A 23,036-nucleotide genomic window follows, 5' to 3' on the forward strand; every position below is an offset into this window, starting at 1 on the left:
GGTGTTAGCGTCCCTGTGTCTCGGCAACCACCGTGAAAAAACAGGGAGTTGACCATGTTCGTAGTGACGGGGGCGACCGGCAACGTCGGCCGGGCGCTCGTACAGATCCTGATGGCCGACGGCGAGCAGGTGACCGCGACGTCGCGTGGGATCTCGGAGGCCGACATGCCGGAGGGTGTGCGGCGGCGGACGGCGGACCTGACCGACCCCGAGAGCCTCCGGCCCGTGTTCGACGGCGCCGATGCGCTCTTCCTGCAGAACGGCGGCCCCAGTGCGCACCTGCTGAGCCCGCGGGACATCCTGGACGTCGCCAAGGCCGGCGGTGTCGAACGGGTGGTGCTGCTCTCGTCGCAGGGGGTCGCGACCCGGCCGGAGTCGGGCTCGCACGGGGGCGTCGCGCGCGCCATCGAGGACGCCGTACGGGAGTCGGGCCTGGAGTGGACGATCCTGCGACCCGGCGGCTTCCACTCCAACGCGTACGCCTGGGCCGAGCCGGTCCGTACCCGGCGGGCCGTCGCGGCACCGTTCGCAGACGTCCCACTGCCCACCGTCGACCCTTGGGACATCGCCGAGGTCGCCGCGGCGGCGCTGCGCGAGGACGGGCATCACGGCCGCGTCCACGAATTGACCGGGCCGTCGCTCACCACGCCCCGGCAACGGGCGGAGGCGATCGGCCATGCGCTCGGCGAACCCGTACGGTTCATCGAGCAGACCCGCGACGAGGCCCGCGCGGAGATGGTGCGGTTCATGCCCGAGCCGGTGGTCGAGACCACGCTGACCATCCTGGGCGAGCCGACCCCCGCCGAACAACGCGTCAGCCCCGACGTCGAACACGTCCTCGGCCGCCCGCCCCGCGCCTTCGCCGACTGGGCCCGGGAGAATGTCGCCGCCTTCCGCTGACGTACGAGCCGGTGTCGGCCCGGACCCACAGGGGCTACGACACCCGCTGCCCCTTCCCCAGCGCGATCACTCCGCCCTTCGACACCGTGTAGAGCTCGGCGTCCCGCTCCGGGTTGACGCCGATCGTCGCGCCCGGGGGTACCTCCACGTTCTTGTCGAGGACCGCTCCGCGGACGATCGCGCCGCGGCCGACGTGGACGTTGTCGTGCAGGACCGAGCCCTGGACGACGGCGCCCGGGTCCACCAGGACGCCCGGGGACAGGACCGACCGCGTCACCTGGCCCCGGATCAGGCACCCGGCGCTGATGATCGACTCGCTGGCGATGCCGCCCGAGCTGAAGCGGGCCGGCGACAGCTGGTTGGAGTGCGTGTAGATGGGCCAGTTGCGGTTGTAGAGGTTGAAGGCCGGGCGCTCCGCGATCAGGTCCATGTGCGCCTCGTAGTACGCGTCCAGGGTGCCCACGTCCCGCCAGTAGCCCCGGTCGCGATTGGTCTCGCCGGGCACGTGGTTGGCGCTGAAGTCGTACAGCTGGGCCTCGCCGCGCTCGGTGAGCTGGGGCAGGATCGAACCGCCCATGTCGTGCACCGAGTTCTCGTCCTCGGCGTCCCGCTGCAACGCCTCGATCAGCGCCTTGGTGGTGAAGATGTAGTTGCCCATGGAGGCGAAGACGGTGTCGGGGTCGCCCGGCAGTCCGGGCGGGTCGGCGGGCTTCTCCAGGAAGCGTTCGACCGTCTGGCCGTCCGAGCCGGGCGTGATCACGCCGAAGGAGGAGGATTCCGCGCGCGGCACCCGTATGCCCGCGACGGTCACGCCCGCCCCGCCCTCGATGTGCTGTGCGAGCATCTGCCGCGGGTCCATGCGGTAGACGTGGTCGGCGCCGAACACCGCCACGTACTCCGGCTGTTCGTCGTGGATCAGGTTCAGCGACTGCAGGATCGCGTCCGCGCTGCCCAGGTACCAGCGCGGGCCGAGCCGCTGCTGGGCCGGTACCGGGGTGACGTAGTTGCCGAGCAGGCTGGACATCCGCCAGGTGGTGGTGATGTGCCGGTCCAGCGAGTGCGACTTGTACTGCGTGAGCACGCAGATGCGCAGGATGTCGCCGTTGACGAGGTTCGACAGGACGAAGTCCACGAGGCGGTAGGTCCCGCCGAAGGTCACGGCTGGTTTCGCACGGTCGGCGGTGAGCGGCATCAGCCGCTTGCCCTCCCCGCCGGCCAGTACGATTCCCAGCACCGAAGGTCCACCGCGCCGCATGCCGCCGCCCCTCTACGCCCGGTTGTGCTGCACTTTGCTGATTACTACCCCTGTTTGAGGACACCCTCGTACAGGCGGACCGTGCGCCGGGCCACCGCGTCCCAGCCGAACTCCCCCGCCGCGCGCTCCCGTCCGGCCTCGCCCATCCGCCGCGCGGCCACCGGATCGGCGAGGACGGCGTCGAGAGCACGTGCGAGGTGCTCCTCGAAGCCGTCGTCCACATCGACCAGCAGGCCGGTACGGCCGTCGTCCACGACCTCCGGAATGCCGCCGGTGCGCGAGGCCACCACGGCGGTGCCGCACGCCATGGCCTCCAGGTTGACGATGCCGAGCGGCTCGTACACCGACGGACAGACGAACACCGTGGCATGGGTGAGGAGCTGGATCACCTCGGGGCGCGGCAGCATCTTGGGGATCCAGTGCACGCCCTCACGGCCCCTGCTCAGCTCCTCGAACAGGTCACGGAACTCGCGGTCGATCTCGGGGGTGTCCGGCGCGCCCGCGCACAGGACGACCTGGGCCGCCGGGTCGATGTGCCGCACCGCGCGCAGCAGATGGGGCACGCCCTTCTGGCGGGTGATCCGCCCGACGAACAGGACGTAGGGGCGGTCCGGGTCGACGCCGATGCGGGCGAGGACGTCCGTGCCGGGGTCCGGCCGGTACAGGGTGGTGTCGATGCCGTTGTGCACGACGTGGACCCGTGCCGGATCGAGGGCCGGGTAGCAGGCGAGGATGTCGTCGCGCATGGCGCCGGAGACGGCGATCACCGCGTCCGCGGCCTCGATCGCGGTGCGCTCCGCCCAGCTGGAGAGCGCGTACCCGCCGCCGAGCTGTTCGGCCTTCCAGGGGCGCAGCGGCTCCAGCGAGTGCGCGGTCATCACGTGCGGGATGCCGTACAGCAGCTTGGCGAGGTGGCCGGCGAGGTTGGCGTACCAGGTGTGGGAGTGGACCAGGTCGCGGCCCTGGAGGGCGGCGGTCATGGCCAGGTCCACGGAGAAGGTGCGCAGCGCCTCGTTGGCGGAGTCGAGGCCGCTCCACGGCCGGTGGCGTATGACGCCGCCCGCGCCGCCCTCACCCCAGCAGTGCACGTCGAGGTCGACGAGGGAGCGCAACTCCCGCGCGAGGAACTCGACATGGACGCCCGCACCGCCGTACACGTCCGGCGGGTACTCCCGGGTCAGCAGTCCCACACGCACCCGGTACCCCCTGTCTCAGCGGCTGGTTCCCACATGGTCACCCAGATGCGGCCGTTGCGGAAGACCACCTGTGTTCACTCGCGCCCCGGCGGGCGGTCGAAGCAGCAGTCGCCGCACAGTCCGCCCGCGGGCAGCCTGTAGTAGAGGCAGCAGCTGCGGCGGCGGCCGGTGGCGGGGTCCAGGGTGCCGGACAGCTCGGGGTGCGCGAACAGTCCAGCGGCGAGGGAGCGGGCCCGCTCCCGCACGTCCGTACGGCCGGTCTCCCGCGCCCAGCGGTCGACCATGCGGACCGTGCCGGCGAGCGCGGAGCCCGCGTTGCCCCACAACAGCCGTGCGGAGACGCTGTGGCGCGCTCTGAGGACGGCCGCAAGGGGCGCGAGGTGTCCCTCACGTACGACCTTGTCGAGCGAGGCGACGGGCAGCGGGCGCACCTCGCTCAGCCAGAGGTCGTCGGGCACACCGCCCTCCGGGTCCCAGCGCAGCAGCCGGGGATCGAGGTCGGGCACCCGCCCGTACAGCGCTGCGCTGCCCAGCGCGACGGACCAGATCCGGGCCGCCAGGCCCTGGTGGGCGAGGGAGGCGGCGACCCGGAGCTCCGGTGCCCGGAGACTGTGCGCGACCTTGCGGATGCGCTCGGCCAGTGGATCCGCGCCGCCCTCCGGCGGCTCGGACGCGTACGCCTGCGCCAGCGTGGGCAACGCCCCACGCGGCGGTGCTCCGGTGCGCAGGACGAAGAAGCCGCCGAGCGCGCCCAGCGCCGAGAGGTCGGGGTCGAGGTCCAGGAGGTCCACGAGGTCAGTACTACCAAGCGCGCTGCGGGCTCCGGGCTTCGGGCTACGGCTCCGGGCTCCGGGACCGGCCCGTCGGCGCCCCTCTCGGGGATGAGAGAAACGCTCTCGTACTCCATCGGCAGTATGACCCAATGGGTGCTCAGGGACGACGACGGGGAACAGCCTCGGGCGGCATCGTGTTGACCATGGAAGAAGACCGTTCGTCGCGCCGGGCCGCCCGCTCCGGCCCCACGCGAAGGAGTCGCTGATGAGCGCCCTCGCGTTGTCCGTGCTCCTGTCGCTCGTCTCCGCCGTCGCGTACGCGGGCGGGGCGATCGTGCAGGAGCAGGTCGCCGTGTCCGCGCCCGGCCGGTCCTACGCGCCGCTGCGCAGGCCGGTCTGGTGGGCGGCGGTCGTGCTGAACGGTCTCGGCGGGCTGCTGCACGTGGCGGCGCTCGCCTACGGCCCCTTGAGCCTGGTCCAGCCGCTGGGCGCGCTGACCATCGTGTTCGCGCTGCCGATGGCGGCCCTGTGCGTGGGTCGCCGGGCGGGGACGACCGCCTGGCGCGGTGCCGTCATGGCGGCCGTGGGTCTCGCGGTCCTGCTGTCCCTGGTCGGCGTCTCCGACACGCACTCCCTCGGCGGCGCCCAGCGGATGACGCTGGCCCTGGTCACCGCCGGTGGCGTGATGACGCTGATGGTCGCGGGACGGGCGACGCACCGGCATCCGGCGGTGCGCAGCGTGCTGTTGGCGGTGGCGTCCGGTGTCGCGTTCGGCATGTCGTCGGTGTTCACCAAGACGGTCGCGGTGGACTGGACCGGCGGGGTCTCCCTCGCGGACCTGCCGAGCCTGGCGGCGATAGGCGTCTTCGCGACGGCCGGTCTGCTGCTGTCGCAGGCCTCCTACCGGGGCGCGGGCCTCGCGGCACCGCTCGCCACGCTGACCGTCGTCAATCCGGTGGCGGCGGCCGCGGTGGGCATCACCCTGTTCGGCGAGACCTTCCGCTACGGCACCACGGGCACCGTACTCGCCCTGGTCTGCGGTGTTCTCGCCGCCGGCGGACTGATCCTGCTGACCACGGAGCGGATCGACGGCGAGCGGCGCCCGACGGCGGTCGGCGAGGCCGTCAGGGAGGCCGTGGGCGAGCCGTGGCCGAAGGCGCGGTCGGTCCCGGAGCCTGCGACGCCCGTGCGGAAGACGGTCCCGGGCGAGCGGGGCATGGTCGAGAAGGCGTACGAGGACTGGGATCCCGCCGCGTACGGCGAGCCGTCGCGCCCGTACGACCCCCTGCACACCGGGGTGTTCATTCCGGCGCCCGTCCCGGACCGGCATCGCGCTCGGGCGGGGTCCTGACCGGTCCGGTCCCGTCGGTATCGGCCCGACCGGTGTCAGACGGTGACGCCACCCGCGCGGAGATAGGCGACCGGATCGATGTCGCTGCCGAACCCGGGCCCCGTCCGCACCTCGAAGTGCAGATGCGGGCCCGTGCTGTTGCCCGTGGAGCCGGAACGGCCGATGCGCTGGCCGGCCACCACGCTCTGCCCGTCCTTGACGGAGATCGCCGACAGATGGGCGTACTGCGTGTAGCGGCCGTCGGCGTGCCGGATGACCACCTGGTAGCCGAAGGAGCCGCCCCAGCCGGCACCGACCACCTGCCCGGCCGCGACCGCCCGCACGGAGGTGCCGGTCGGCACGGGGAAGTCGACGCCGGTGTGGTAGCCCTTCGACCACGCCGACCCCGCGGCGTGGTAGCGGGTGCCCGTAGCGGCGTTCACCGGGGCGACCATGGAGTGGGTGGGGGCGCTGTGGTGTGAAGGCGTCTTCCGCGGGGTCGACTTGTGGGTTCCCTCGGACGTCTTGTGGGTCCGCTCGGACGTCTTGTGAGTCGTCGCCTCGGACGTCTTGCGGGTCCGCTGCGGCGTCGCCTCCGGGTGCGCCGGGGCCTTGGCCGCCTTGCCGCCCTTGGCCCGCAGGTTCAGCCGCTGGCCCGGCAGGATGAGGTCCGGGTCCGCGCCGACCGTCGTCCGGTTGGCCGCGTACAGCCCCTGCCAGCCGCCCTGGACGTGGTGGGAGTCGGCGATGCCGGAGAGTGTGTCGCCGTGCACCACGGTGTACATCTCGGTGGTGCCCGCCTGCGACTGGGGCGTGGTCTGCGGTTTCACGTCGCGAACTGAACGTTTGACGGTCGCCGGCGCGGCCTGTGATGCGTCGGGGCCGGATCCGCCCCGGGTCAGACCGGCGCGTACGGAGCACATCGGCCAGGCGCCGGGCCCCTGTCCCTTGAGGACCTTCTCGGCCACGGCGATCTGCTGGTCCCTGGTGGCGATGTCCGCGCGCCGCGCGTACGCCGTCCCCCCGTAGGCCTCCCAGGTCGACTGCGTGAACTGCAGTCCCCCGTAATAGCCGTTGCCGGTGTTGATGCCCCAGTCGCCGCTGGACTCGCAGGCGGCGACCTTGCTCCAGGTGTCCACGTCGGCCGCCTGCGCGACGCCGGTGCCGATGAGCGGGAGTGCCATGCCGGCGCCGCCCGCCGTGACGGTGAGCGAGGCGCGGTTGATCCTTGTCGGCTGATACCGGCGGTGCCGGCCGCGTACGGCCATGGAAAGCCCCCTCGACATGCGTCAGGAGGGGCAAAAGTAAATGCCGCGAACAGGCCATGACAAGACGGGGAATCGGTCGCTCCGTCTCGTGAACTGGCCGGGAATCGCGCCTGGTTGTGGTTGCGGCCGGCGGAGGGAACTGCCGGGGTGCGCGCGTGGCGCCTGCTCCCCGGCGGGAGACCCCGGACGGCGGTGGCAGACCACGGACGGCATCGGGAGATTCCGGATGTGCGGCGGGTGTACCGGCGCGTCACGATGGTCACCGGGCAATACTGACCAGCACGAGCGGCACCACCCTTCGATGATGTCGTCCGGACCGAACCGGCACCGCCGATTCCAGGACCTCTAGGAGCCAACCGTTATGAGCACTTCAGCCCAGATCGGCGTCACGGGTCTCGCGGTCATGGGCCGCAACCTCGCCCGTAACTTCGCGCGCAACGGCTACGCGGTCGCCCTGCACAACCGGACCGTGTCACGGACCCATGAACTGGTGAAGGAGTTCGGACACGAGGGCGACTTCGTGCCGACCGAGTCCGCCGAGGACTTCGTGGCGGCGCTGGAGCGGCCACGGCGCCTGATGATCATGGTGAAGGCGGGCGGGCCTACGGACGCAGTGATCCAGGAGTTCGCGCCGCTGCTCGAGCCCGGTGACATGATCATCGACGGCGGCAACGCGCACTTCGCGGACACCCGCCGCCGCGAGAAGGAACTGCGGGAGCAGGGCATCCACTTCGTCGGCACCGGCATCTCCGGAGGCGAGGAGGGCGCGCTGCACGGGCCGAGCATCATGCCGGGCGGCTCGGCCGAGTCGTACGAGTCGCTGGGTCCGATGCTGGAGAAGATCTCCGCGAAGGCGAAGGACGGCGCGCCGTGTGTGACCCACGTCGGCCCGGACGGCGCCGGGCACTTCGTGAAGATGGTGCACAACGGCATCGAGTACGCCGACATGCAGCTGATCGGCGAGGCGTACCAGTTGCTGCGCGACGTCGCCGGCTACTCCCCCGCCGAGATCGCGGAGATCTTCCGCACCTGGAACACCGGCCGCCTGGACTCGTACCTGATCGAGATCACGGCGGAGGTGCTCTCCCACGTGGACGCGGCGACGGGCAAGCCGTTCGTGGACGTGGTCCAGGACCAGGCGGAGCAGAAGGGCACCGGCCGCTGGACGGTGCAGATCGCGCTGGACCTCGGCGTTCCGGTGTCCGGCATCGCGGAGGCGGTCTTCGCCCGCTCGCTGTCCGGGCACACGGCGCTGCGCGAGGCGTCGCGGGGTCTGGCCGGGCCCAAGGCGTCACCGCTCGGCATGTCCGAGGCGGCGGCCTTCGCGGACCGGGTGGAGCAGGCGCTGTACGCGTCGAAGATCGTGTCGTACACCCAGGGCTTCCACGAGATCGCGTCGGGCAGCGCCGAGTACGACTGGAACATCGACCTCGGCGAGGTGGCGTCCATCTGGCGCGGCGGCTGCATCATCCGCGCGGCGTTCCTGGACCGCATCCGCTCGGCGTACGACGCCCGGGCGGACCTGCCGAGCCTGCTGTCGGACGAGACGTTCGCACAGGAGATCGCCGCGGCGCAGGACGACTGGCGCGAGGTCCTGGTGGCCGCGACCCGCCAGGGCGTGCCGACGCCGGGCTTCTCCGCGGCCCTCGCCTACTACGACGCCCTGCGCGCGGAGCGGCTGCCGGCCGCGCTGACCCAGGGGCAGCGTGACTTCTTCGGAGCGCACACGTACCGGCGGACGGACCGTGCGGGGTCGTTCCACACGCTGTGGGGCGGGGACCGGTCCGAGGTCGAGGCGTAGGGCGCGGGGCGGCGCAGAGGCCGGCAGCTCGGGACTTCTGGGGTGGCGGCTCGGGGGCTTCGGGGGCTTCGTGGGTGGGCGCCTCGGGGGCTTCGGGGGTGGGCGGCTCTTGGGTCACCGGACGCGGCGTGCCGGTCCGTCGGCGTCCGGGTACGGCAGTGGCCGAGGACGGCAGTGGCCGAGACGGCATTGGCCCGGTGCACGGTGTTTCCGCCAGTGCACCGGGCCGATGTGCTTTGCGTGTCGGGGCGCCCTACGAAAGGGGTGGCCCCGGTTCTCCGGGTTCGGGGACGGGGTCCGGGCCCGGCGGTTTCGGGATCGGCGACGGGGGCGGCTCCGGAGTGGGTACCGGCCCCGGGCCGGGGTGCGGACGGTCGGGGCCCGGTTCGGGGTGGGGGCGGTCGGGACCCGGTCCCGGCGGCACCGGCTCGGGTCCCGGGGGCGTGGGGCCGGGTGCCGGAGGTGTCGGCTCGGGTTCCGGTGGCGCGGGCCCCGGTTCAGGGGGCGCGGGCTCAGGCCCCGGCGCGGGGCCCGGTTCGGGGGTCGGCTCCGGTCCCGGGGTCGGTCCCGGTCCGGGTGGTGGTCCCGGCTGTGCGGGATCGGGGAACGGATGCGTCATCGTGCCCTCCAGCCAGTCGTACGTCGGCCTGGACTTGTCCCCCGGGTACCCGGCCGCCGTACGGGCACTCCCCCCGTCGCGGGACGGGCCGGGGCCCGACCGGACCACCTCGGACCCCCGCGGCCGGTCCGGGCACACCGCACGGCGGCGCCGGCCACCGGTCAGCCGTGCGAACCGTTCCGAGGGCCGTGTGAACCGGCCCGAGGACCATGTGCCGCCGCGGTGGCCGCAGCGGCGAGTCCGAGCTCCGGGCTGGACAGGACGGGGACGGTGGTCGCGGTCAGGTGCCGGGCCGGGGCCATGGACGCCTGGGCGAGGACGATCGCGTCGGCGTCGGTGACCGCGTCTGCGGCGTCGGCGATCACCCTGAGGTAGCCGTCGGTGTCCCCGGCCTCGAAACGCGCCCACGCGTCGTCGACGAGCAGGCTGCGCGGTTCGACGGGACCTCGACCCACCGCCTCCTCGCGCACCAGGGCGACGGTCGGCTCCAGGGTGCTCTCCAGCGCGGCGACGACGACGATCCGGGACCCTTTGGCCACCGCGGCCGCGGCCATCGGCCGGTCCACGCGCAGCACCGGCACACCGACGTCCGCGCGCTCGGCGACCGCGCCGATGGTCGAGCAGGTGCACAGCACGGCGCGGGCGCCCGCCGCGACGACCCCTCGCAGGACGTCCCGGACGTCGTCGGCCACGGCGCCGTACGCGCGGGCGCGGTCCAGCAGCTCCGTCGCCACGTGGTGCGTCAGGCCGAGCTCCGGATGGGCCGCGTCGCGCAGGGCCTCGAAGACGGGGACGTGGACCGGCGAGGTGTGCAGCAGGGCGAGCGGGCCGGTGTGCGGGGTCACCCGGCGGCCATGGCCTGCGGGCTGCGCTCCTGGTCCGAGCCCGGTACCGGGGCGGACGGATCGGCGCCCAGGGCCACGATCCGGTTCTCCCCGTCCACGTGCACCACCCGAGGCCGCAGGCTCCGTGCCTCGGCGTCGGAGACCTGGGCGTAGCTGATGATGATCACAAGGTCGCCGGGGTGGACCAGATGGGCCGCGGCTCCGTTGATGCCGATGACACCGGATCCGCGCTCGCCCTCGATGACGTACGTCTCCAGGCGGGCGCCGTTGGTGATGTCGACGATGTGGACCAGCTCCCCGGGAAGCAGGTCGGCGGCGTCGAGGAGGTCGGCGTCGATGGTCACCGATCCCACGTAGTGCAGGTCGGCCTGAGTGACGGTGGCACGGTGGATCTTCGACTTGAACATCGTACGAAACACGGAGTACTCCCGATTTGTCTGCTCCCTGCCAGCTTTCTGCAGGTCAAGGGCGCCTTCACTGTACACCGGCACGTGTCGGACCCGAAGATTGTCAGGAACATCGGTTCACTCTGGGAAGAAGGCTCCCTGCCTGCGCTTTCGCGCGGACCAGGCTGTTGCGAGGCCGCCCACCAGGCGTCTGCTCGGACAGCCGTCTCGGAATGTGTGGGGATCGACGCTGCCCAGATGCTGACTTGCCTGATGAGACATCAGGTGGCGCGATGGCCGAAACGGTCAACGGGTGGCAACCAACCGGCCACACCGCGAGGTTGCGAGCCTCACCCCCCTGAGACCATGCACCGCCACGAACCGGCGTATCGCGGTGGTGAGCCCGAGGTGAGGTCCGCCGCCGGGCGCGGTGTCCACGATCCGTGCGGCAGCCTACTGCGAGCTCCTCGGTGTCGCGGACCGGCGGCGCCGCCGGCACGCCACGCGCGAGGACGGCTCCGGTGGTGACGCCGGCTGGACGGCCGGACACGCCGGCGTCGCACCGGGCACCGACCGGAATCCGAGTGCGGCGGCACCACCGCCCCGAGCCGACCGCAGCTGGGCCGTTCCCCCCAGGCGAGACCGCCGGCTACGCCTCACCCGCAACGCGCGCAGGGGTACGCGCGCGTTGCGGGCCACTGCACGGGGCGCGTGAGTGAGTGGCGCTCGGAGTGCTGGTTGAGCGGCCAGATCGCGGGACTTGTCGACTCAGCCGCCGCTCTTACGCCTGAACGACCGCTGGCTCGCAGCCGGGCCGTGCGCCGCACGCACCTTCGACGCATCGGGGTTTGCGGCAACATCGGCGGCGTCCGCCTGCGCACCGCGCTTACGCGCCAAGGCTTCGCGGAACTTGCGCTTGAGGTCGTGGTTGCCGTCGCTGTCCGGCGCCACAGGGGACGTCTCGGAGGCAGCCGGCTCCGAACCTTCCGTAGATACGGGCTCTGCGGTCATGGTGACCTCCTGGGTTCGGGGGTGGGCAAGCACAGCTTGTCATGCCGGGCGCAGTGCGGGGCGCCGGCAACGTCATCCTGCTCCGCTTCGGCCGGTATCCCTCTCGTGACCAAGGGCGTTCGCTTCGTAGGTGACGCGCACAGGACGGCTTTGGTCCGGGCCGAGGGTTGTCGATCCCGTGGCCGGCACGTTCACTGCCATGGCAACGACTCTCAGCCGTTGCGACGCACGAGGGCGGCCTTGCGGGCCTCGGCGAGCTTGCGGGCCTCGCCGGCCTTTCGGGACTTGCCACCGGCGCCGCGGGAGGTGTCCTTGCTGGTGCCGAGGCCGCGGAAGGGAGCGTTGCTGTTCTTGGGTCGGGGGATGGCGGGCCCGCCGTCGAGCGGGGTGCCGGAGGGAGTCTTGGCGCCGGTGATCCGGCTCAGCTCCGCCTCGCCCGAGCGCACCTTGGTGACGGTTGCCTCGATGCCAACCCCGGCCATCATGCGGCTCGTCTCGCGGCGCTGGCCCGCCAGCACGAGCGTGACCACGCTGCCGGACTCACCGGCCCGGGCGGTGCGCCCCGCCCGGTGCACATAATCCTTGGGGTCGGTGGGCGGCTCGACGTTGACCACGAGGTCGAGGTCGTCGACGTGCAGGCCACGGGCCGCGACATTGGTCGCCACCAGAACGGTGATCTGGCCGTTCTTGAACTGCGCCAGGGTCCGTGTGCGCTGTGGCTGGGACTTGCCGCTGTGCAGGGCCCCGGCGTGCACCCCGCTGGCCCGCAGATGCCGGGTGAGCTGGTCGACGGCGTGCTTGGTGTCCAGGAACAGCAGTACGCGGCCGTCACGGGCGGCGATCTCCGTGGTGACGGCGTAGCGGTCAGGGCCGTGGACGACCAGAACGTGGTGCTCCATCGTCGTGATCGTGCCCGCGGACGGGTCGACCGAGTGGACGACGGGGTCGTGGAGGTAGCGGCGGACCAGCTGATCGACGTCGCGATCCAGAGTGGCCGAGAACAGCATCCGCTGACCGTCGGGGTGCACCTGGTCGAGCACGTCGACAATCTGCGGCAGGAATCCCAAGTCGCACATCTGGTCGGCCTCGTCCAGCACGGTGATCCTTACCCGTCCCAGGCGGCAGGCGTTGCGCTCGATCAGGTCGTGCAGGCGTCCGGGGGTCGCGACGACCACCTCGGCTCCCTGGCGCAGCTCGGCGACCTGTCGGCCGATCGACACGCCGCCGACGACCGTGGCCATCCGCAGCCGCAGTGCCTCGGCGTACGGCGCCAGCGCCTGGGTGACCTGTTGGGCCAGCTCCCGGGTGGGCACAAGGATCAGAGCGAGGGGCTGTTTCGGTTCGGCGCGCCGCCCTGCCGTACGTGTCAGCAGCGGCAGGCCGAAGGCGAGCGTCTTGCCCGATCCGGTGCGCCCTCGCCCCAGGACGTCGCGCCCCACCAGGGCATCGGGCAATGTGGCGGCCTGGATCGGAAAGGGTTGGCTCACCCCCAGTCCGCTCAGTGTCCGCAGCACCTCCGCCGGCAGTTCCAGAGCGGCAAAAGAGACGGCCGGGGTCGTGGTTTCGGGCTGGGCGGGACCGCCGTGAGCGATGCCGAAGTCATCCGGACGTTTCATGAACAGCCTTCCGAAGGGGAACGTACCGAGGAAGGCCCGGCAGGGTCGAACAGCCCACGCACAAGCGGAACCGAACAGGAAGAATCGCCCACCGCGACGACCACGCAAACGCATGACAGTAACACAAGGCACAACATCGCGCCCGTGATACCGATCGCCCCTCCCGCGTCGATGACCCGACGCAGCCCGACAGACGGGACGGCCTCAGTTGGCGGCATGTACACGAGAGCCTGAGAACGGCAGGCCGTCGCACCGGGCAGACTGATACGCCACTCCCCCGCTCACTCCGGGGTCGCCATTTTTCTCCAGCACACCGGGCGAACGGTTTACCCACGCACAGGTGATGCCGCCTTCACCACTTCCTGCACCGGCCGTCGACGTAATCCGATCGTCCCGCGGCAGCCGCTGCGGGTGCCCCGCTCCGTCGGGAAGGAGAGATCACACAGGCATTGGATCACCCCGTCCCCCTCTCCGGGTAACGTCAGGGTATGAGTCATCCGCACCCCGAGCTGAAAGCCGCCCCTCCCCTGCCTGAAGGAGGGCTGCGGGTCATCGCCCTGGGCGGCCTGGGCGAGATCGGCCGCAACATGACCGTCTTCGAGCACGGGGGCAAGCTGCTCATCGTCGACTGCGGCGTGCTGTTCCCCGAGGAGACCCAGCCCGGCGTGGACGTGATCCTGCCGGACTTCACCTCGATCCGGGACCGGCTGGACGACATCGTGGCCGTGGTACTCACCCACGGCCACGAGGACCACATCGGCGGCGTGCCTTACCTGCTGCGCGAGCGGTCCGACATTCCGGTCGTCGGCTCCAAGCTGACGCTGGCGTTCCTGGAGGCCAAGCTCAAGGAACACGGCATCCGGCCGCGCACGGTGCGGGTGCGGGAGGGCGACCGGCGTGGTTTCGGGCCCTTCGACTGCGAGTTCGTGGCGGTCAACCACTCCATCCCCGACAGCCTCGCGGTCGCGATCCGCACCCGGGCCGGGATGGTGCTGCACACCGGCGACTTCAAGATGGACCAGTTCCCTCTCGACGACCGCATCACCGATCTGCGCGCCTTCGCCCGCCTCGGCGAGGAGGGCGTGGACCTGTTCCTCACCGACTCCACCAACGCCGAAGTACCCGGCTTCACCACCTCCGAGCGAGAGCTGAACCCGGCGATCGAGCAGGTGATGCGCACCGCGCCGCGCCGGGTCATCGTCTCCAGCTTCGCCAGCCACGTGCACCGCATCCAGCAGGTCCTGGACGCCGCCCACCAGCACGGCCGCAAGGTCGCCTTCGTCGGCCGGTCGATGGTCCGCAACATGGGCATCGCCCGTGACCTGGGCTATTTGAAGGTCCCCTCCGGTCTGGTCGTGAGCACGAAGGAGCTGGAGAAGCTCCCGGATCACAAGATCACGCTGGTGTGCACCGGCTCCCAGGGCGAACCGATGGCCGCGCTGTCACGGATGGCCAACCGCGACCACATGATCCGCATCGGCAAGGGCGACACCGTCCTGCTCGCCAGCTCCCTCATCCCCGGCAACGAGAACGCCATCTACCGGGTGATCAACGGACTCACCCGGTGGGGCGCCCACGTCGTCCACAAGGGCAACGCCAAGGTGCACGTCTCCGGGCATGCCAGCGCCGGCGAACTCGTCTACTGCTACAACATCGTCAAGCCCCGCAACGTCATGCCCGTGCACGGCGAGTGGCGCCACCTGCGGGCCAATGCCGACCTCGCCATCCGTACCGGTGTCGATCCCGAACGGGTCGTCATCGCCGAAGACGGCGTCGTCGTCGACCTGATCGACGGACGCGCATCCATCACCGGCAAGGTCGCCGCCGGCAACGTCTACGTGGACGGCATGGAAGTCGGCGGCGCCACCGAAGCGTCCCTCAAGGACCGCCTCACCCTCGCCGCCGAAGGCGTGGTCACGGTGGTGGCGATCGTCGAGGCGGACACCGGCGCCCTCGCCGAGGCCCCCGACTTCCTGGCCCGGGGCTTCGTCCACGACGACGCCACCTTCGAGCCGGTCATCCCCGTCATCGAGAAGACCCTGGCCACCGCAGCCGAGGAAGGCGTCGGGGACGCGCGCCAACTCGAACAACTCCTCGCCCGCGCCGTGGCGAACTGGGCGTTCCGCACCCACCGCCGCAAGCCCCTCATCATCCCCGTCATCATCGACGCCTGAGCCACAGGCCGGCAGCACCGTCCCCGTTCCGGCCGCGGCCCCGCCCGCGACGGACTCCCCGGGCGGTGCCGCCTCAGCGGCGGCCAGAAGCTGCCCCAGTTCCAGATCCCCGCCACCCAGGCAACCTCCTATCGGTTGCCGCTCCTTCTTCCGCGGGTTCGCCCCTCGTCACCCACTAATGCATCACGCCCGCTCGCAGTTCTCTCTTCCGTGGAGTCCAGTTGACGCGTTCAGCCCGCCTGAGCTGCGGAACGACGGTGCGGTCCCTCAGCGGGCTCATCTGCCGGCAGTGCATCGGTCGCCTCGGGTTCGGGCGTTCTGATCAGGCTGATGTCTTCGGCTGAGGCTTGCCGCCCTCGGCGCGCAGTTGCTCGTTGATGCGCTGCGCCTCTTCGAGCTGGTCTTCGAGGATGACGATGCGGCAGGCGGCCTCTATGGCGGTGCCCTGGTCGACGAGTTCGCGGGCGCGGGCGGCGATGCGCAGCTGGTACCGGGAGTAGCGGCGATGGCCGCCGTCGGAGCGCAGCGGGGTGATCAGGCGGTGTTCACCGAGGGCACGTAGGAAGGCGGGGGTGGTGCCGAGCATCTCGGCGGCCCGGCCCATGGTGTAGGCGGGGTAGTCGTCATCGTCGAGAGGGTCGACGGGACGGGAACCGGCAGGCGGCATAGACCTCTTCTTTCGGGGACGCGTCGGGGGGCCCGGGTGCCAGTACGGCACCCGGGCCCCGAGCTTTCAACACCATCTACCGGCGCACTGCGCCGGCCTCCTTTTTCCGCAGCCGCCTGGGAGGGCGGGGTTGCGGGGATCGCGAATGCGTGACCGGGGACCACCTTCCAATCCGGGGCCTTGCGGTACCCGGGCGGGCTGCTTCCTCGCCCGGGCGATCCTGATGGCGTTCTGCTCCTTGTCTACCTGCACAGCAGTTCGTGCCTGCTGTGCCCACTTCGACTTCTGGGTACGAAGACGACGTTAGCCCTATCACGGCGGAATATCTACTGCAGCCACCACAATTTTTCTCCACGGAGTGTGCGTATGCTTCTATCGCAGGTACACCAGGAACAGTGCTCACTCGAATGGCGCCCCGCTTCCCGTGCAGCAGTCCTCGATGAGACCGGCCCCCGGTGCTCGCCCACGCTGAACGGCGTCCCAAGCCGCGTACGCCCACCGCCACCACCTCGCGCCGAGGCCCAGATCAGGACCGCTCTCCGGCTGGAACTCCTGCGAGAACTCGCCGTGCACGAGCCATGTTCAGAGTGCCCTTCGGCTGGCGCCGGGGACAGGCTTGAGACATCGAGAAGGATCGGACCGTGCTGCGTTTGCCGACCGCTTCCCGATCGACGGTGAGTCCCTGTGCGATGGCCTCACTCTCCAGACCCTGCCGACCCACCCGTTGCGGGTCTGCTCGCCAGGCTGCCGGCAGCAGGGGATCAGTGTCCCGGGCCATGCCCCCTTACCTCCCCGCCGACCAAGCACAGTTGCACAAGGACGGGGCGGGCACGTACCTGATTGGTGACCAGCTCGCTGATCACCAGCTGGGTCAGACCCACGATCCGCTCAGAGGCCCCAGCCGGGTGGCCGCGGGTGAGGAAAGCGGCGGCTCGGTGACGGGCTTCGGCGAAGCAGGCTTCGAGGGCCCCAGGTCTGCGGCGAAATCGACCGGGGCAGTGCCCCTCAGCTTCTCGATGCCGCAGCTGCTCACGGCGCCGCCTCGTACCGGACGGTGCTGGACCTCGACGGCGTCACGATCATGGACTCCAGCGGCGTCAACACTCTCCTCACCACCCACCGAACCGCGCGAAGCGCCGGGGGCCGGCTACGACTGGCAGCACCCAGTACCTCCGTCGCACGCCTCTTCCAGATCGTCGGCCTCGGGTGAGGGAGAGGCCGCCGGCGCAGGCGATCCCCTCGCCAGGGCAGAGACGACGGCACACACGGAGCGCGCCATGCAGGCGAAGCCGGCGTCCTGCGAACCGGCACACCGCGTCATTCCGAGGGAATGCGAAACTCGAATTCGGGACGGTCCCACAGGACGGCGGGCGGGTTCGCGAGGGCGGTCCCGATCCGTACTGCACCGACGCGGTGGTAGAAGTTCTCGGCGGGAAGGTGCGACACGACCTTGACACGGTCGAGCCCGGCGGCCCGGGCCTCGGATTGCATGTGCGCGACGAGCAGTCGCCCAATACCCCGTCCTTGCGCTTCGTCGGCGACGAACAGCAGGTCGAGCTCCGGTGGAGCGAGGACGAGCGAGTAGAACCCGAGGACCCGGCCTCCATCCTCGTCGGAGCCGACGGCTACGTAGGCACGGTGGGCCTCGATGTAATCAGGACCGACCCGGTAGCCCGCGACTGCGGCTGCGTACTTACCCTCGTAGGCGCCTGAGCCACGCACGAGCCGCGTGAGCCGTTTGGCATCCCGCGCGACGGCCCTCCGTATCGTGATCGGCTGACTGATCGCGGATGTGCGTGAACTCATCGGGAGAGTATTTCGCACTGGGGGGTGCCTTCGCGCGGAGGGGTCGGCTGCTCGGGCAGGCGTTCCTGCACCGCTCCCGGGAACCACTCCTCCAGGCCCCGCCCTGCTCCTGTCCGGTAGCGCCGGCAGCGCGCTCGGACAGGGAGCCGGAGCGCTCAGGTGCAGGTCGGCATGCCGGACACCGTCCTGCCTAATGCTGACCTTTTGCTGACCTGGAGGCCGCGATCAGGACGTAGCCATTTGGTTTCAGGCGATACCGTATCGAATGAAGTAATCTGGTTTCATGGCCGCTGACGTTTCTCACCGAACCACCGCCTCGCATGCGACCGACCGCCCCGGGGATACGTCGCCTTTCGCTCTCGGCCTGCTGTTGCGCCGGGCACACTGGCGCGCGGCCGCGGTGATGGGGGAGGCGCTTCGGCCGTTCGGCATCGAGTTGCGGCATTTCGCGGTGCTGATCGAGCTGGTCAATCACGGGCCCACGGTGCAGCGGGATCTGGCGGCGGCGACGGGGTCGGACAAGGCGGGAATCATGCGGGTCGTGGACGACCTGGAGCGGAAGGGTCTGGCCGTACGCAAGGCTGTTCCGGGGGACCGGCGGGTGCGGGCAGTGGAGATCACCCCTCAGGGGCTGGAGCTCTTCGATGCGGTCCATGTGGCGGCGGAGCCGCTGGCTGAGCGTCTGGTTGCCGAACTGGGGCCCGACGAACCCGAGAAGCTGACGGATCTGCTGACCCGGCTGGCCCATCCGGCGGACGACGAGGCGTAGCCGCGCGGGCACACCGACTGTCGGCCGCGTCGGCGTGGTTGGTCTCATGCGGCTTCTCGCGCGAGCCCGGCCTTGAGGGCTGGGGCTGTGGTCGTCGTCGCTGCGCGTCAGCCTGGCGACGGGCGGCCGGTCAGGGCTTCGTCGCCGACGGGGCCGAATCGTCCGGGTTGCCTTCCCTCAGATGCTGGGCGCCACGGGCAGTGCCGGAGAGGACGCAGGCGCCGAGGACGCCGTGTGACCTCCTGGGCAGGGTGTCACACGGCGTGCACGGTCTGGGGTTACGCGGCGAGACGCCCCGCGAGTTCCTTGGCCTTGGTGGTCGCGTCCTCGAAGGCGCGCTTGCGGGAGGCCTCGTACAGGGGGACCAGTTCGGACATGGCCGGGTTGCGGGGGGCCATGGTGAGTTCCGGGACGATGAAGTCGAGGTCCAGGCCGAGGGTGCCCTGGAGGACGGCCTCCAGGTAGTTCTGTACGAACTCGTAGCCCTCGCGCGGGGTGCCCGGAGCGTAGGAGCCGCCGCGGCTGGCGACGACGACAACCGGGGTGCCCTGGGCGGAGGGGGCCTCGCCCGCGGTGCGACCGAGCAGAAGCACGCTGTCCAGCCACGCCTTGAGGGTCGAGGGAATCGAGAAGTTGTACATGGGGGCGCCGATCAGGACGGCGTCCGCCTGCTCCAGCTCCTCGATGAGCTTCACGCGCGCGGCGAACGCGGCGGACTGCTCCGGAGTGCGCTTCGACGGGGCGGCATAAGCGGCGGACCAGGCGTCGGCGGTGATGTGCGGGACGGGGTCGGCGGCGAGGTCGCGGTAGATCACCGTGCCCTCCGGGTGCTGCTCCTCCCAGGTCTTTCGGAAGGCGGCCGTGACCGAACGGGACGAGGACGCCTCGCCGTGAAACACGGACGAGTCGATGTGCAACAGCGTGCTCATGGACTTTCTCCAAGGTCGTAGTGCCCGAGGCGAGGGCCAAGGGCTGGGGATTCGCGCATCGTAATAGTTTCACTCGATACGGTATTGAGTGATACCATCTTGAGTGTAACGAGGATAGACCCGTTGGGGAGATGGAGGCGGACGGTCATGGACGTCTATGAGGCGGTGACGAGTCGAAGGGCGGTGCGCGCGTTCACCGGCCGACCCGTGCCCAGGGGAACGCTGGAGCGGGTGCTGTCCGCCGCGGCATGGGCGCCGTCCGGATCGAACCTCCAGCCGTGGCACACCTACGTGCTGACCGGCGCACCGCTGGCCGAACTCAAGAAACGGGCCGGCGAGCGCCTGGCCTCGGGCGACCCCTGGGACACGCCGGAGTACGAGATGTATCCGCCCGAACTGAAGTCTCCGTACCGCGAGCGCCGATCCGCCTTCGGCGAGCAGCGCTACGGTGCACTCGGCATCGCGCGTGAGGACCTGGAGGCGCGCCAGCGGGCGGCCGCCGCGAACTGGGACTGCTTCGGCGCACCCGCCGCCCTGTTCTGCTACGTCGACAAGGACATGGGTTCGCCCCAATGGGCCGACGTCGGCATGCATCTGCAGACCGTCATGCTGCTGCTCCGCACCGAAGGGCTGCACAGCTGCACACAGATGGCCTGGGCGAAGTACCACAAGACCGTCGCGGAAGTCCTGTCACCCCCGGACGGACTCATCCTCTTCTGCGGCATGTCGATCGGGTACGAAGACGTCGCAGCGGGTGACGCCCGTACAGGCCGGGCGCCGCTCGACGAGACGGTCACGTTCGTCGACGGTCTCTGACGCCACTCTCCTTGTTCGGTCAACGAACCGTTTCATGCCGCATCCACATAGCGGCTCATATGCCATATTGCGCACATAATCCAGACGAAAGGCATGTCATGAAGATCGCAGTCATCGGCGGTACCGGGCTGATCGGTTCGCAGGTCGTCAAGGACCTGAACGCCGCCGGGCACGAGGCGGTACCGCACTCGCAGTCCACCGGAGTCGATGTCATCAGCGGCCAGGGACTGGATCAGGCGGTGGCGGGAGCCGACGTCGTCGTCAACCTGACGAACTCCCCGACCTTCGACGAAGCCTCCCCGGCGTTCTTCCAGACCTCGATGGACAACCTCCTGGCCGCGGCCCGCAAGGGCGGCGTCGGCCACTTCGTCATCCTCTCGATCGTCGGCGTGGACCAGGTGCCGGAGCTGGACTACTACCGGGCCAAGGTGCTCCAGGAGAACATCCTCGCGGCCGGGCCGATCCCCTACTCGATCGTCCGGGCGACGCAGTTCATGGAGTTCATGGACGCGACCATGTCCTGGACCGCGGAGGGTGACACCGTCCGGCTGCCCGCCACACCGATCCAGCCGATCGCCTCGAAGGACGTGGCCGCAGCGGTGGCGGAGGTGGCCGCCGGCGCCCCGCTGAACGGCATCCGCAACATCGCCGGCCCCGAGATCTTCAATCTGGACGAACTGGGCCGGATCACCCTGTCCCACAAGGGCGACAACCGCACCGTCGTCACCGACCCCACGGCCGGCATGTTCGCCGCCGTCAAGGGCGACGTCCTCACCGACAGGGACGCCCACCTCGCCCCCACCCGCTACACCGACTGGCTCTCCTGACGTCCCCATCCCGCGTGTCCCGTCCCAGCCCGGCAGCCGACCGGGGCCGAGGTCAGCCTGAGTAGCAGCCCGACGCCTCCCAGGTAGCCGACCACCCGGTCGCCCTGTCCCACCCCGAGGTCGCGCAGGGTCGCGGCCACCGAGGCGACCTGGGAGCGCAGCCGCTTCCCGGTCACCTCGTAACCGGCGCCGGTCTCGTCCAGGGCCAGGATCGCCACGCCGTCGTCTGTCACATGGCGCAGGGCGTGGCAGGCGTAGTTCAGAGTGGCGCCCCGGAACCAGCGGGCGCCCGGCATGGTTTCCTCGGCCAGGACCTGCTCATACGGGGTGTTCGCGTCGATGTCGAAGTACTCCCACACCGCACCCCAGAAGCCTTCCAGGTCAGTGACCGACCAGCGGTGCAGGGCGGCGTAGTCGGAACCGTCCAGCCCTGCGTGACGGGCGAAGTCCGCGATGCGGCTGCCGGCGACCGCCTGAGGATCGGGCGTCGTGAAGGGGTCCGGGCACGGCCTGGTCATCGTGTGGCGCTCCTCAGCAGGCTTTTCTCGACGGTCCGTGGGGCAGAGTGGGGGCTGCGCGTGGTGTGCAGCAGGGACGCCCAGGCGGCGGTGTCCGTGAAGTCGGGGCCGCCGACGGGCACGACGTCCATGACGACGCGGTCGGGGCGCAGCAGCACGGCGTCCGCCCGCCCGGCGTGCAGCCAGGCGGCGAGCGTGCCGTCGTCACCCAGGTCGGCCACGGGGATCGCTCTGACGCCGAGCCCGTGGGCGAGCGCGGTCAGCGACGGCCAGGGGTCGGTGGCGGTCAGGACGGTGAAGGAGTCGCCGAGCACCTCGTCGAGACGGGTGCGTCGTCCGTCGGCGTTCACCCAGGGTTGTGGGCAATGGGTGCCCAGACGAGCGCCTGGCGGGGATCGACGACCCGGCCGAGCTGCTCGCGGCGGGCTTCCGGCTCAGCGCACGACTGACCGAGTCCCACCCGGAGCTGATGCAGGTCCTGCGCCGCCGCGGCCTCGGCCATGTCCACGCGGACAACGGCCTGTCCGCCCGGGCACTGCGTGACCTCCAGGTCGGCATGGCCTCCGGCCGCTTCACCGCCGTCGACCCGACGGTCGCCCTGTCGGCAGTGGGCGGAACGTTGCTGTCCCTGGTGGAGCTGCGGTTCGCCCGCCCCGACCTGGACGGCGACAAGGCGGCGGTGGACCTCGCCGAGATGGTCCTGCGCATGCTGGGCGTCCCGCCGGACGACGCCCATGAGGTCGCCCGGCGCCCGCTCCCCGACCTCGACTGACCGGCAGGCGTTTCACACGGCGGACGACGAACTCGGACGGAAGGTGACTCGCAGGCGGGAGGCGGACCGCAACGACGCCCGCCTCTTCCAGGCCACGCGCGAGGTCTTCGCCGAGCGCGGCTGGGACGCTCCCGTCTCCGAGATCGCCCGCCGCGCCGGCATCGGCATGGGCAGCCTCTACCGCCGCTACCCGGCAAGGAGTTGCCGGGTAGCGCATGCGGATCGCGGGGATGGAACAACTCGTCACGCAGGCGCGGACCGCACTCGCCGAAGAGCCCGAGCCCTGGGCCGCGCTCGTTCGCTTCTTCCGCGACGCGTTGTCCGACCAGGGGACGGGCGGTCCGCTCCTCCCCGTGGTCGGTGGTCGGCTGCCGGCCACGGACGAGGTGCTGACCGCAGCACAGCGGTTGCGCTGCGCACTGGACGACCTGGTGGACGGCGCCCACCGGGCGGGCGTGCTGCGTGCCGACCTAACCTCCGCCGACCTCCCCCTGCGGCTCGAACACCTCACCCCGCAGATCCCCGTGACCGGCGAGCGTGCCACCGCGCTGCACCTGCGCTACCTCGACCTGGTCCTCTCCGGACTGCGCACCCCGGACGCCGGCCAGCTCGTGACTCTGCGCGGCCCGGCACCGCGATGGGGGAACTCCGGGAGCTGTGGAATGCGCCTGAAAGCTGATCCGGAACCCAGTTCCCCATGGGTGCAGCGTCCGGGTGATTCCTGGATCAGGCCCCTTCTGCCACCGGCATGAAGGGGC

General features: G+C 70.7%; 20 protein-coding genes and 4 pseudogenes. 11 read left to right on the forward strand and 13 right to left on the reverse strand.

Features of this window, described 5'->3' with window-relative positions:
• The first annotated feature begins 54 nt into the window (after positions 1-54).
• Complete coding sequence (locus N8I84_RS05860; protein WP_263228552.1) at positions 55-900, forward strand: SDR family oxidoreductase; 846 nt, start codon at positions 55-57, stop codon at positions 898-900.
• A 34-nt stretch (positions 901-934) separates the two neighbouring features.
• On the opposite strand, the gene glgC is transcribed toward N8I84_RS05860, so the two are convergent.
• The 3 genes from glgC to N8I84_RS05875 form a co-directional block, all read right to left on the reverse strand.
• Entirely contained in the window at positions 935-2,155 is a 1,221-nt protein-coding gene (gene glgC / locus N8I84_RS05865) for a glucose-1-phosphate adenylyltransferase (RefSeq protein WP_263228553.1), read from the reverse strand.
• Between the two features lie 44 nt (positions 2,156-2,199).
• Positions 2,200-3,351: a glycogen synthase gene (glgA, locus tag N8I84_RS05870; protein WP_263228554.1), complete on the reverse strand. Its 1,152-nt coding sequence runs from the start codon at positions 3,349-3,351 to the stop codon at positions 2,200-2,202.
• A 74-nt stretch (positions 3,352-3,425) separates the two neighbouring features.
• A complete protein-coding gene (locus tag N8I84_RS05875) occupies positions 3,426-4,133 on the reverse strand; it encodes a (2Fe-2S)-binding protein (RefSeq protein WP_263234673.1) in 708 nt (235 codons plus the stop codon).
• Between the two features lie 256 nt (positions 4,134-4,389).
• Between N8I84_RS05875 and N8I84_RS05880 the strand changes: the two genes are divergently transcribed.
• Complete coding sequence (locus N8I84_RS05880) at positions 4,390-5,475, forward strand: DMT family transporter (protein WP_263228555.1); 1,086 nt, start codon at positions 4,390-4,392, stop codon at positions 5,473-5,475.
• A 35-nt stretch (positions 5,476-5,510) separates the two neighbouring features.
• Here the strand turns inward: N8I84_RS05880 and N8I84_RS05885 are convergent, their stop codons facing one another.
• A complete protein-coding gene (locus N8I84_RS05885) occupies positions 5,511-6,722 on the reverse strand; it encodes a transglycosylase family protein (protein WP_263228556.1) in 1,212 nt (403 codons plus the stop codon).
• Positions 6,723-7,083: 361 nt separating this feature from the next.
• Between N8I84_RS05885 and gndA the strand changes: the two genes are divergently transcribed.
• Complete coding sequence (gene gndA, locus N8I84_RS05890) at positions 7,084-8,523, forward strand: NADP-dependent phosphogluconate dehydrogenase (protein WP_263228557.1); 1,440 nt, start codon at positions 7,084-7,086, stop codon at positions 8,521-8,523.
• Between the two features lie 780 nt (positions 8,524-9,303).
• Here gndA and N8I84_RS05895 read toward each other — a convergent pair.
• From N8I84_RS05895 to N8I84_RS05910, 4 genes are all read right to left on the reverse strand, one after another.
• Positions 9,304-9,987, reverse strand: coding sequence for an aspartate/glutamate racemase family protein (locus N8I84_RS05895; RefSeq protein WP_263228558.1), 684 nt, complete (start codon positions 9,985-9,987; stop codon positions 9,304-9,306).
• Entirely contained in the window at positions 9,984-10,406 is a 423-nt protein-coding gene (gene panD / locus N8I84_RS05900; protein ID WP_263228559.1) for an aspartate 1-decarboxylase, read from the reverse strand. Before panD ends, N8I84_RS05895 begins: the two co-directional genes overlap by 4 nt.
• 735 nt (positions 10,407-11,141) lie before the next feature.
• A complete protein-coding gene (locus N8I84_RS05905; RefSeq protein WP_263228560.1) occupies positions 11,142-11,384 on the reverse strand; it encodes a DUF5302 domain-containing protein in 243 nt (80 codons plus the stop codon).
• A 212-nt stretch (positions 11,385-11,596) separates the two neighbouring features.
• Positions 11,597-13,000, reverse strand: coding sequence for a DEAD/DEAH box helicase (locus N8I84_RS05910; protein WP_263228561.1), 1,404 nt, complete (start codon positions 12,998-13,000; stop codon positions 11,597-11,599).
• Positions 13,001-13,488: 488 nt separating this feature from the next.
• Between N8I84_RS05910 and N8I84_RS05915 the strand changes: the two genes are divergently transcribed.
• A complete protein-coding gene (locus N8I84_RS05915) occupies positions 13,489-15,174 on the forward strand; it encodes a ribonuclease J (protein ID WP_263228562.1) in 1,686 nt (561 codons plus the stop codon).
• A gap of 322 nt (positions 15,175-15,496) precedes the next feature.
• Here the strand turns inward: N8I84_RS05915 and N8I84_RS05920 are convergent, their stop codons facing one another.
• Positions 15,497-15,841: a MerR family transcriptional regulator gene (locus tag N8I84_RS05920; RefSeq protein ID WP_263228563.1), complete on the reverse strand. Its 345-nt coding sequence runs from the start codon at positions 15,839-15,841 to the stop codon at positions 15,497-15,499.
• Positions 15,842-16,826: 985 nt separating this feature from the next.
• On the opposite strand from N8I84_RS05920, the gene N8I84_RS43070 reads away from it, so the two are divergent.
• Positions 16,827-17,051, forward strand: a complete 225-nt coding sequence (locus tag N8I84_RS43070; protein ID WP_390899021.1) for an STAS domain-containing protein — start codon at positions 16,827-16,829, stop codon at positions 17,049-17,051.
• A 107-nt stretch (positions 17,052-17,158) separates the two neighbouring features.
• On the opposite strand, the gene N8I84_RS05925 is transcribed toward N8I84_RS43070, so the two are convergent.
• Entirely contained in the window at positions 17,159-17,647 is a 489-nt protein-coding gene (locus N8I84_RS05925; protein ID WP_263228564.1) for a GNAT family N-acetyltransferase, read from the reverse strand.
• 283 nt (positions 17,648-17,930) lie between these two features.
• Between N8I84_RS05925 and N8I84_RS05930 the strand changes: the two genes are divergently transcribed.
• On the forward strand, positions 17,931-18,416 hold the full coding sequence (locus tag N8I84_RS05930; protein ID WP_263228565.1) for a MarR family winged helix-turn-helix transcriptional regulator: 486 nt from the start codon (positions 17,931-17,933) through the stop codon (positions 18,414-18,416).
• A 278-nt stretch (positions 18,417-18,694) separates the two neighbouring features.
• On the opposite strand, the gene N8I84_RS05935 is transcribed toward N8I84_RS05930, so the two are convergent.
• Complete coding sequence (locus N8I84_RS05935; protein WP_263228566.1) at positions 18,695-19,345, reverse strand: FMN-dependent NADH-azoreductase; 651 nt, start codon at positions 19,343-19,345, stop codon at positions 18,695-18,697.
• 147 nt (positions 19,346-19,492) lie between these two features.
• Here N8I84_RS05935 and N8I84_RS05940 point away from each other — a divergent pair, with 147 nt between their 5' ends.
• Both N8I84_RS05940 and N8I84_RS05945 read left to right on the forward strand, forming a co-directional pair.
• Positions 19,493-20,161: a nitroreductase gene (locus tag N8I84_RS05940; RefSeq protein ID WP_263228567.1), complete on the forward strand. Its 669-nt coding sequence runs from the start codon at positions 19,493-19,495 to the stop codon at positions 20,159-20,161.
• 98 nt (positions 20,162-20,259) lie between these two features.
• A complete protein-coding gene (locus tag N8I84_RS05945; RefSeq protein WP_263228568.1) occupies positions 20,260-20,988 on the forward strand; it encodes an SDR family oxidoreductase in 729 nt (242 codons plus the stop codon).
• 80 nt (positions 20,989-21,068) lie between these two features.
• On the opposite strand, the pseudogene N8I84_RS05950 reads toward N8I84_RS05945, so the two are convergent.
• Positions 21,069-21,506: pseudogene (locus tag N8I84_RS05950) on the reverse strand (acetyl-coenzyme A synthetase N-terminal domain-containing protein); the annotation flags it as partial.
• Positions 21,503-21,883: pseudogene (locus N8I84_RS05955) on the reverse strand (bifunctional 3-(3-hydroxy-phenyl)propionate/3-hydroxycinnamic acid hydroxylase); the annotation flags it as partial. The pseudogenes N8I84_RS05955 and N8I84_RS05950, both read right to left, overlap by 4 nt.
• On the opposite strand from N8I84_RS05955, the pseudogene N8I84_RS05960 reads away from it, so the two are divergent.
• The 3 genes and pseudogenes from N8I84_RS05960 to N8I84_RS05970 form a co-directional block, all read left to right on the forward strand.
• Positions 21,883-22,278, forward strand: a pseudogene (locus tag N8I84_RS05960) (TetR/AcrR family transcriptional regulator); the annotation flags it as partial. The pseudogenes N8I84_RS05955 and N8I84_RS05960 overlap by 1 nt on opposite strands.
• Positions 22,241-22,459, forward strand: a pseudogene (locus tag N8I84_RS05965) (helix-turn-helix domain-containing protein); the annotation flags it as partial. The pseudogenes N8I84_RS05960 and N8I84_RS05965, both read left to right, overlap by 38 nt.
• Before the next feature lie 34 nt (positions 22,460-22,493).
• On the forward strand, positions 22,494-23,030 hold the full coding sequence (locus N8I84_RS05970) for an SbtR family transcriptional regulator (RefSeq protein WP_263235056.1): 537 nt from the start codon (positions 22,494-22,496) through the stop codon (positions 23,028-23,030).
• Positions 23,031-23,036: the final 6 nt, after the last annotated feature.

The organism is Streptomyces cynarae (genome assembly GCF_025642135.1).
GTDB classification, from domain to species: domain Bacteria; phylum Actinomycetota; class Actinomycetes; order Streptomycetales; family Streptomycetaceae; genus Streptomyces; species Streptomyces cynarae.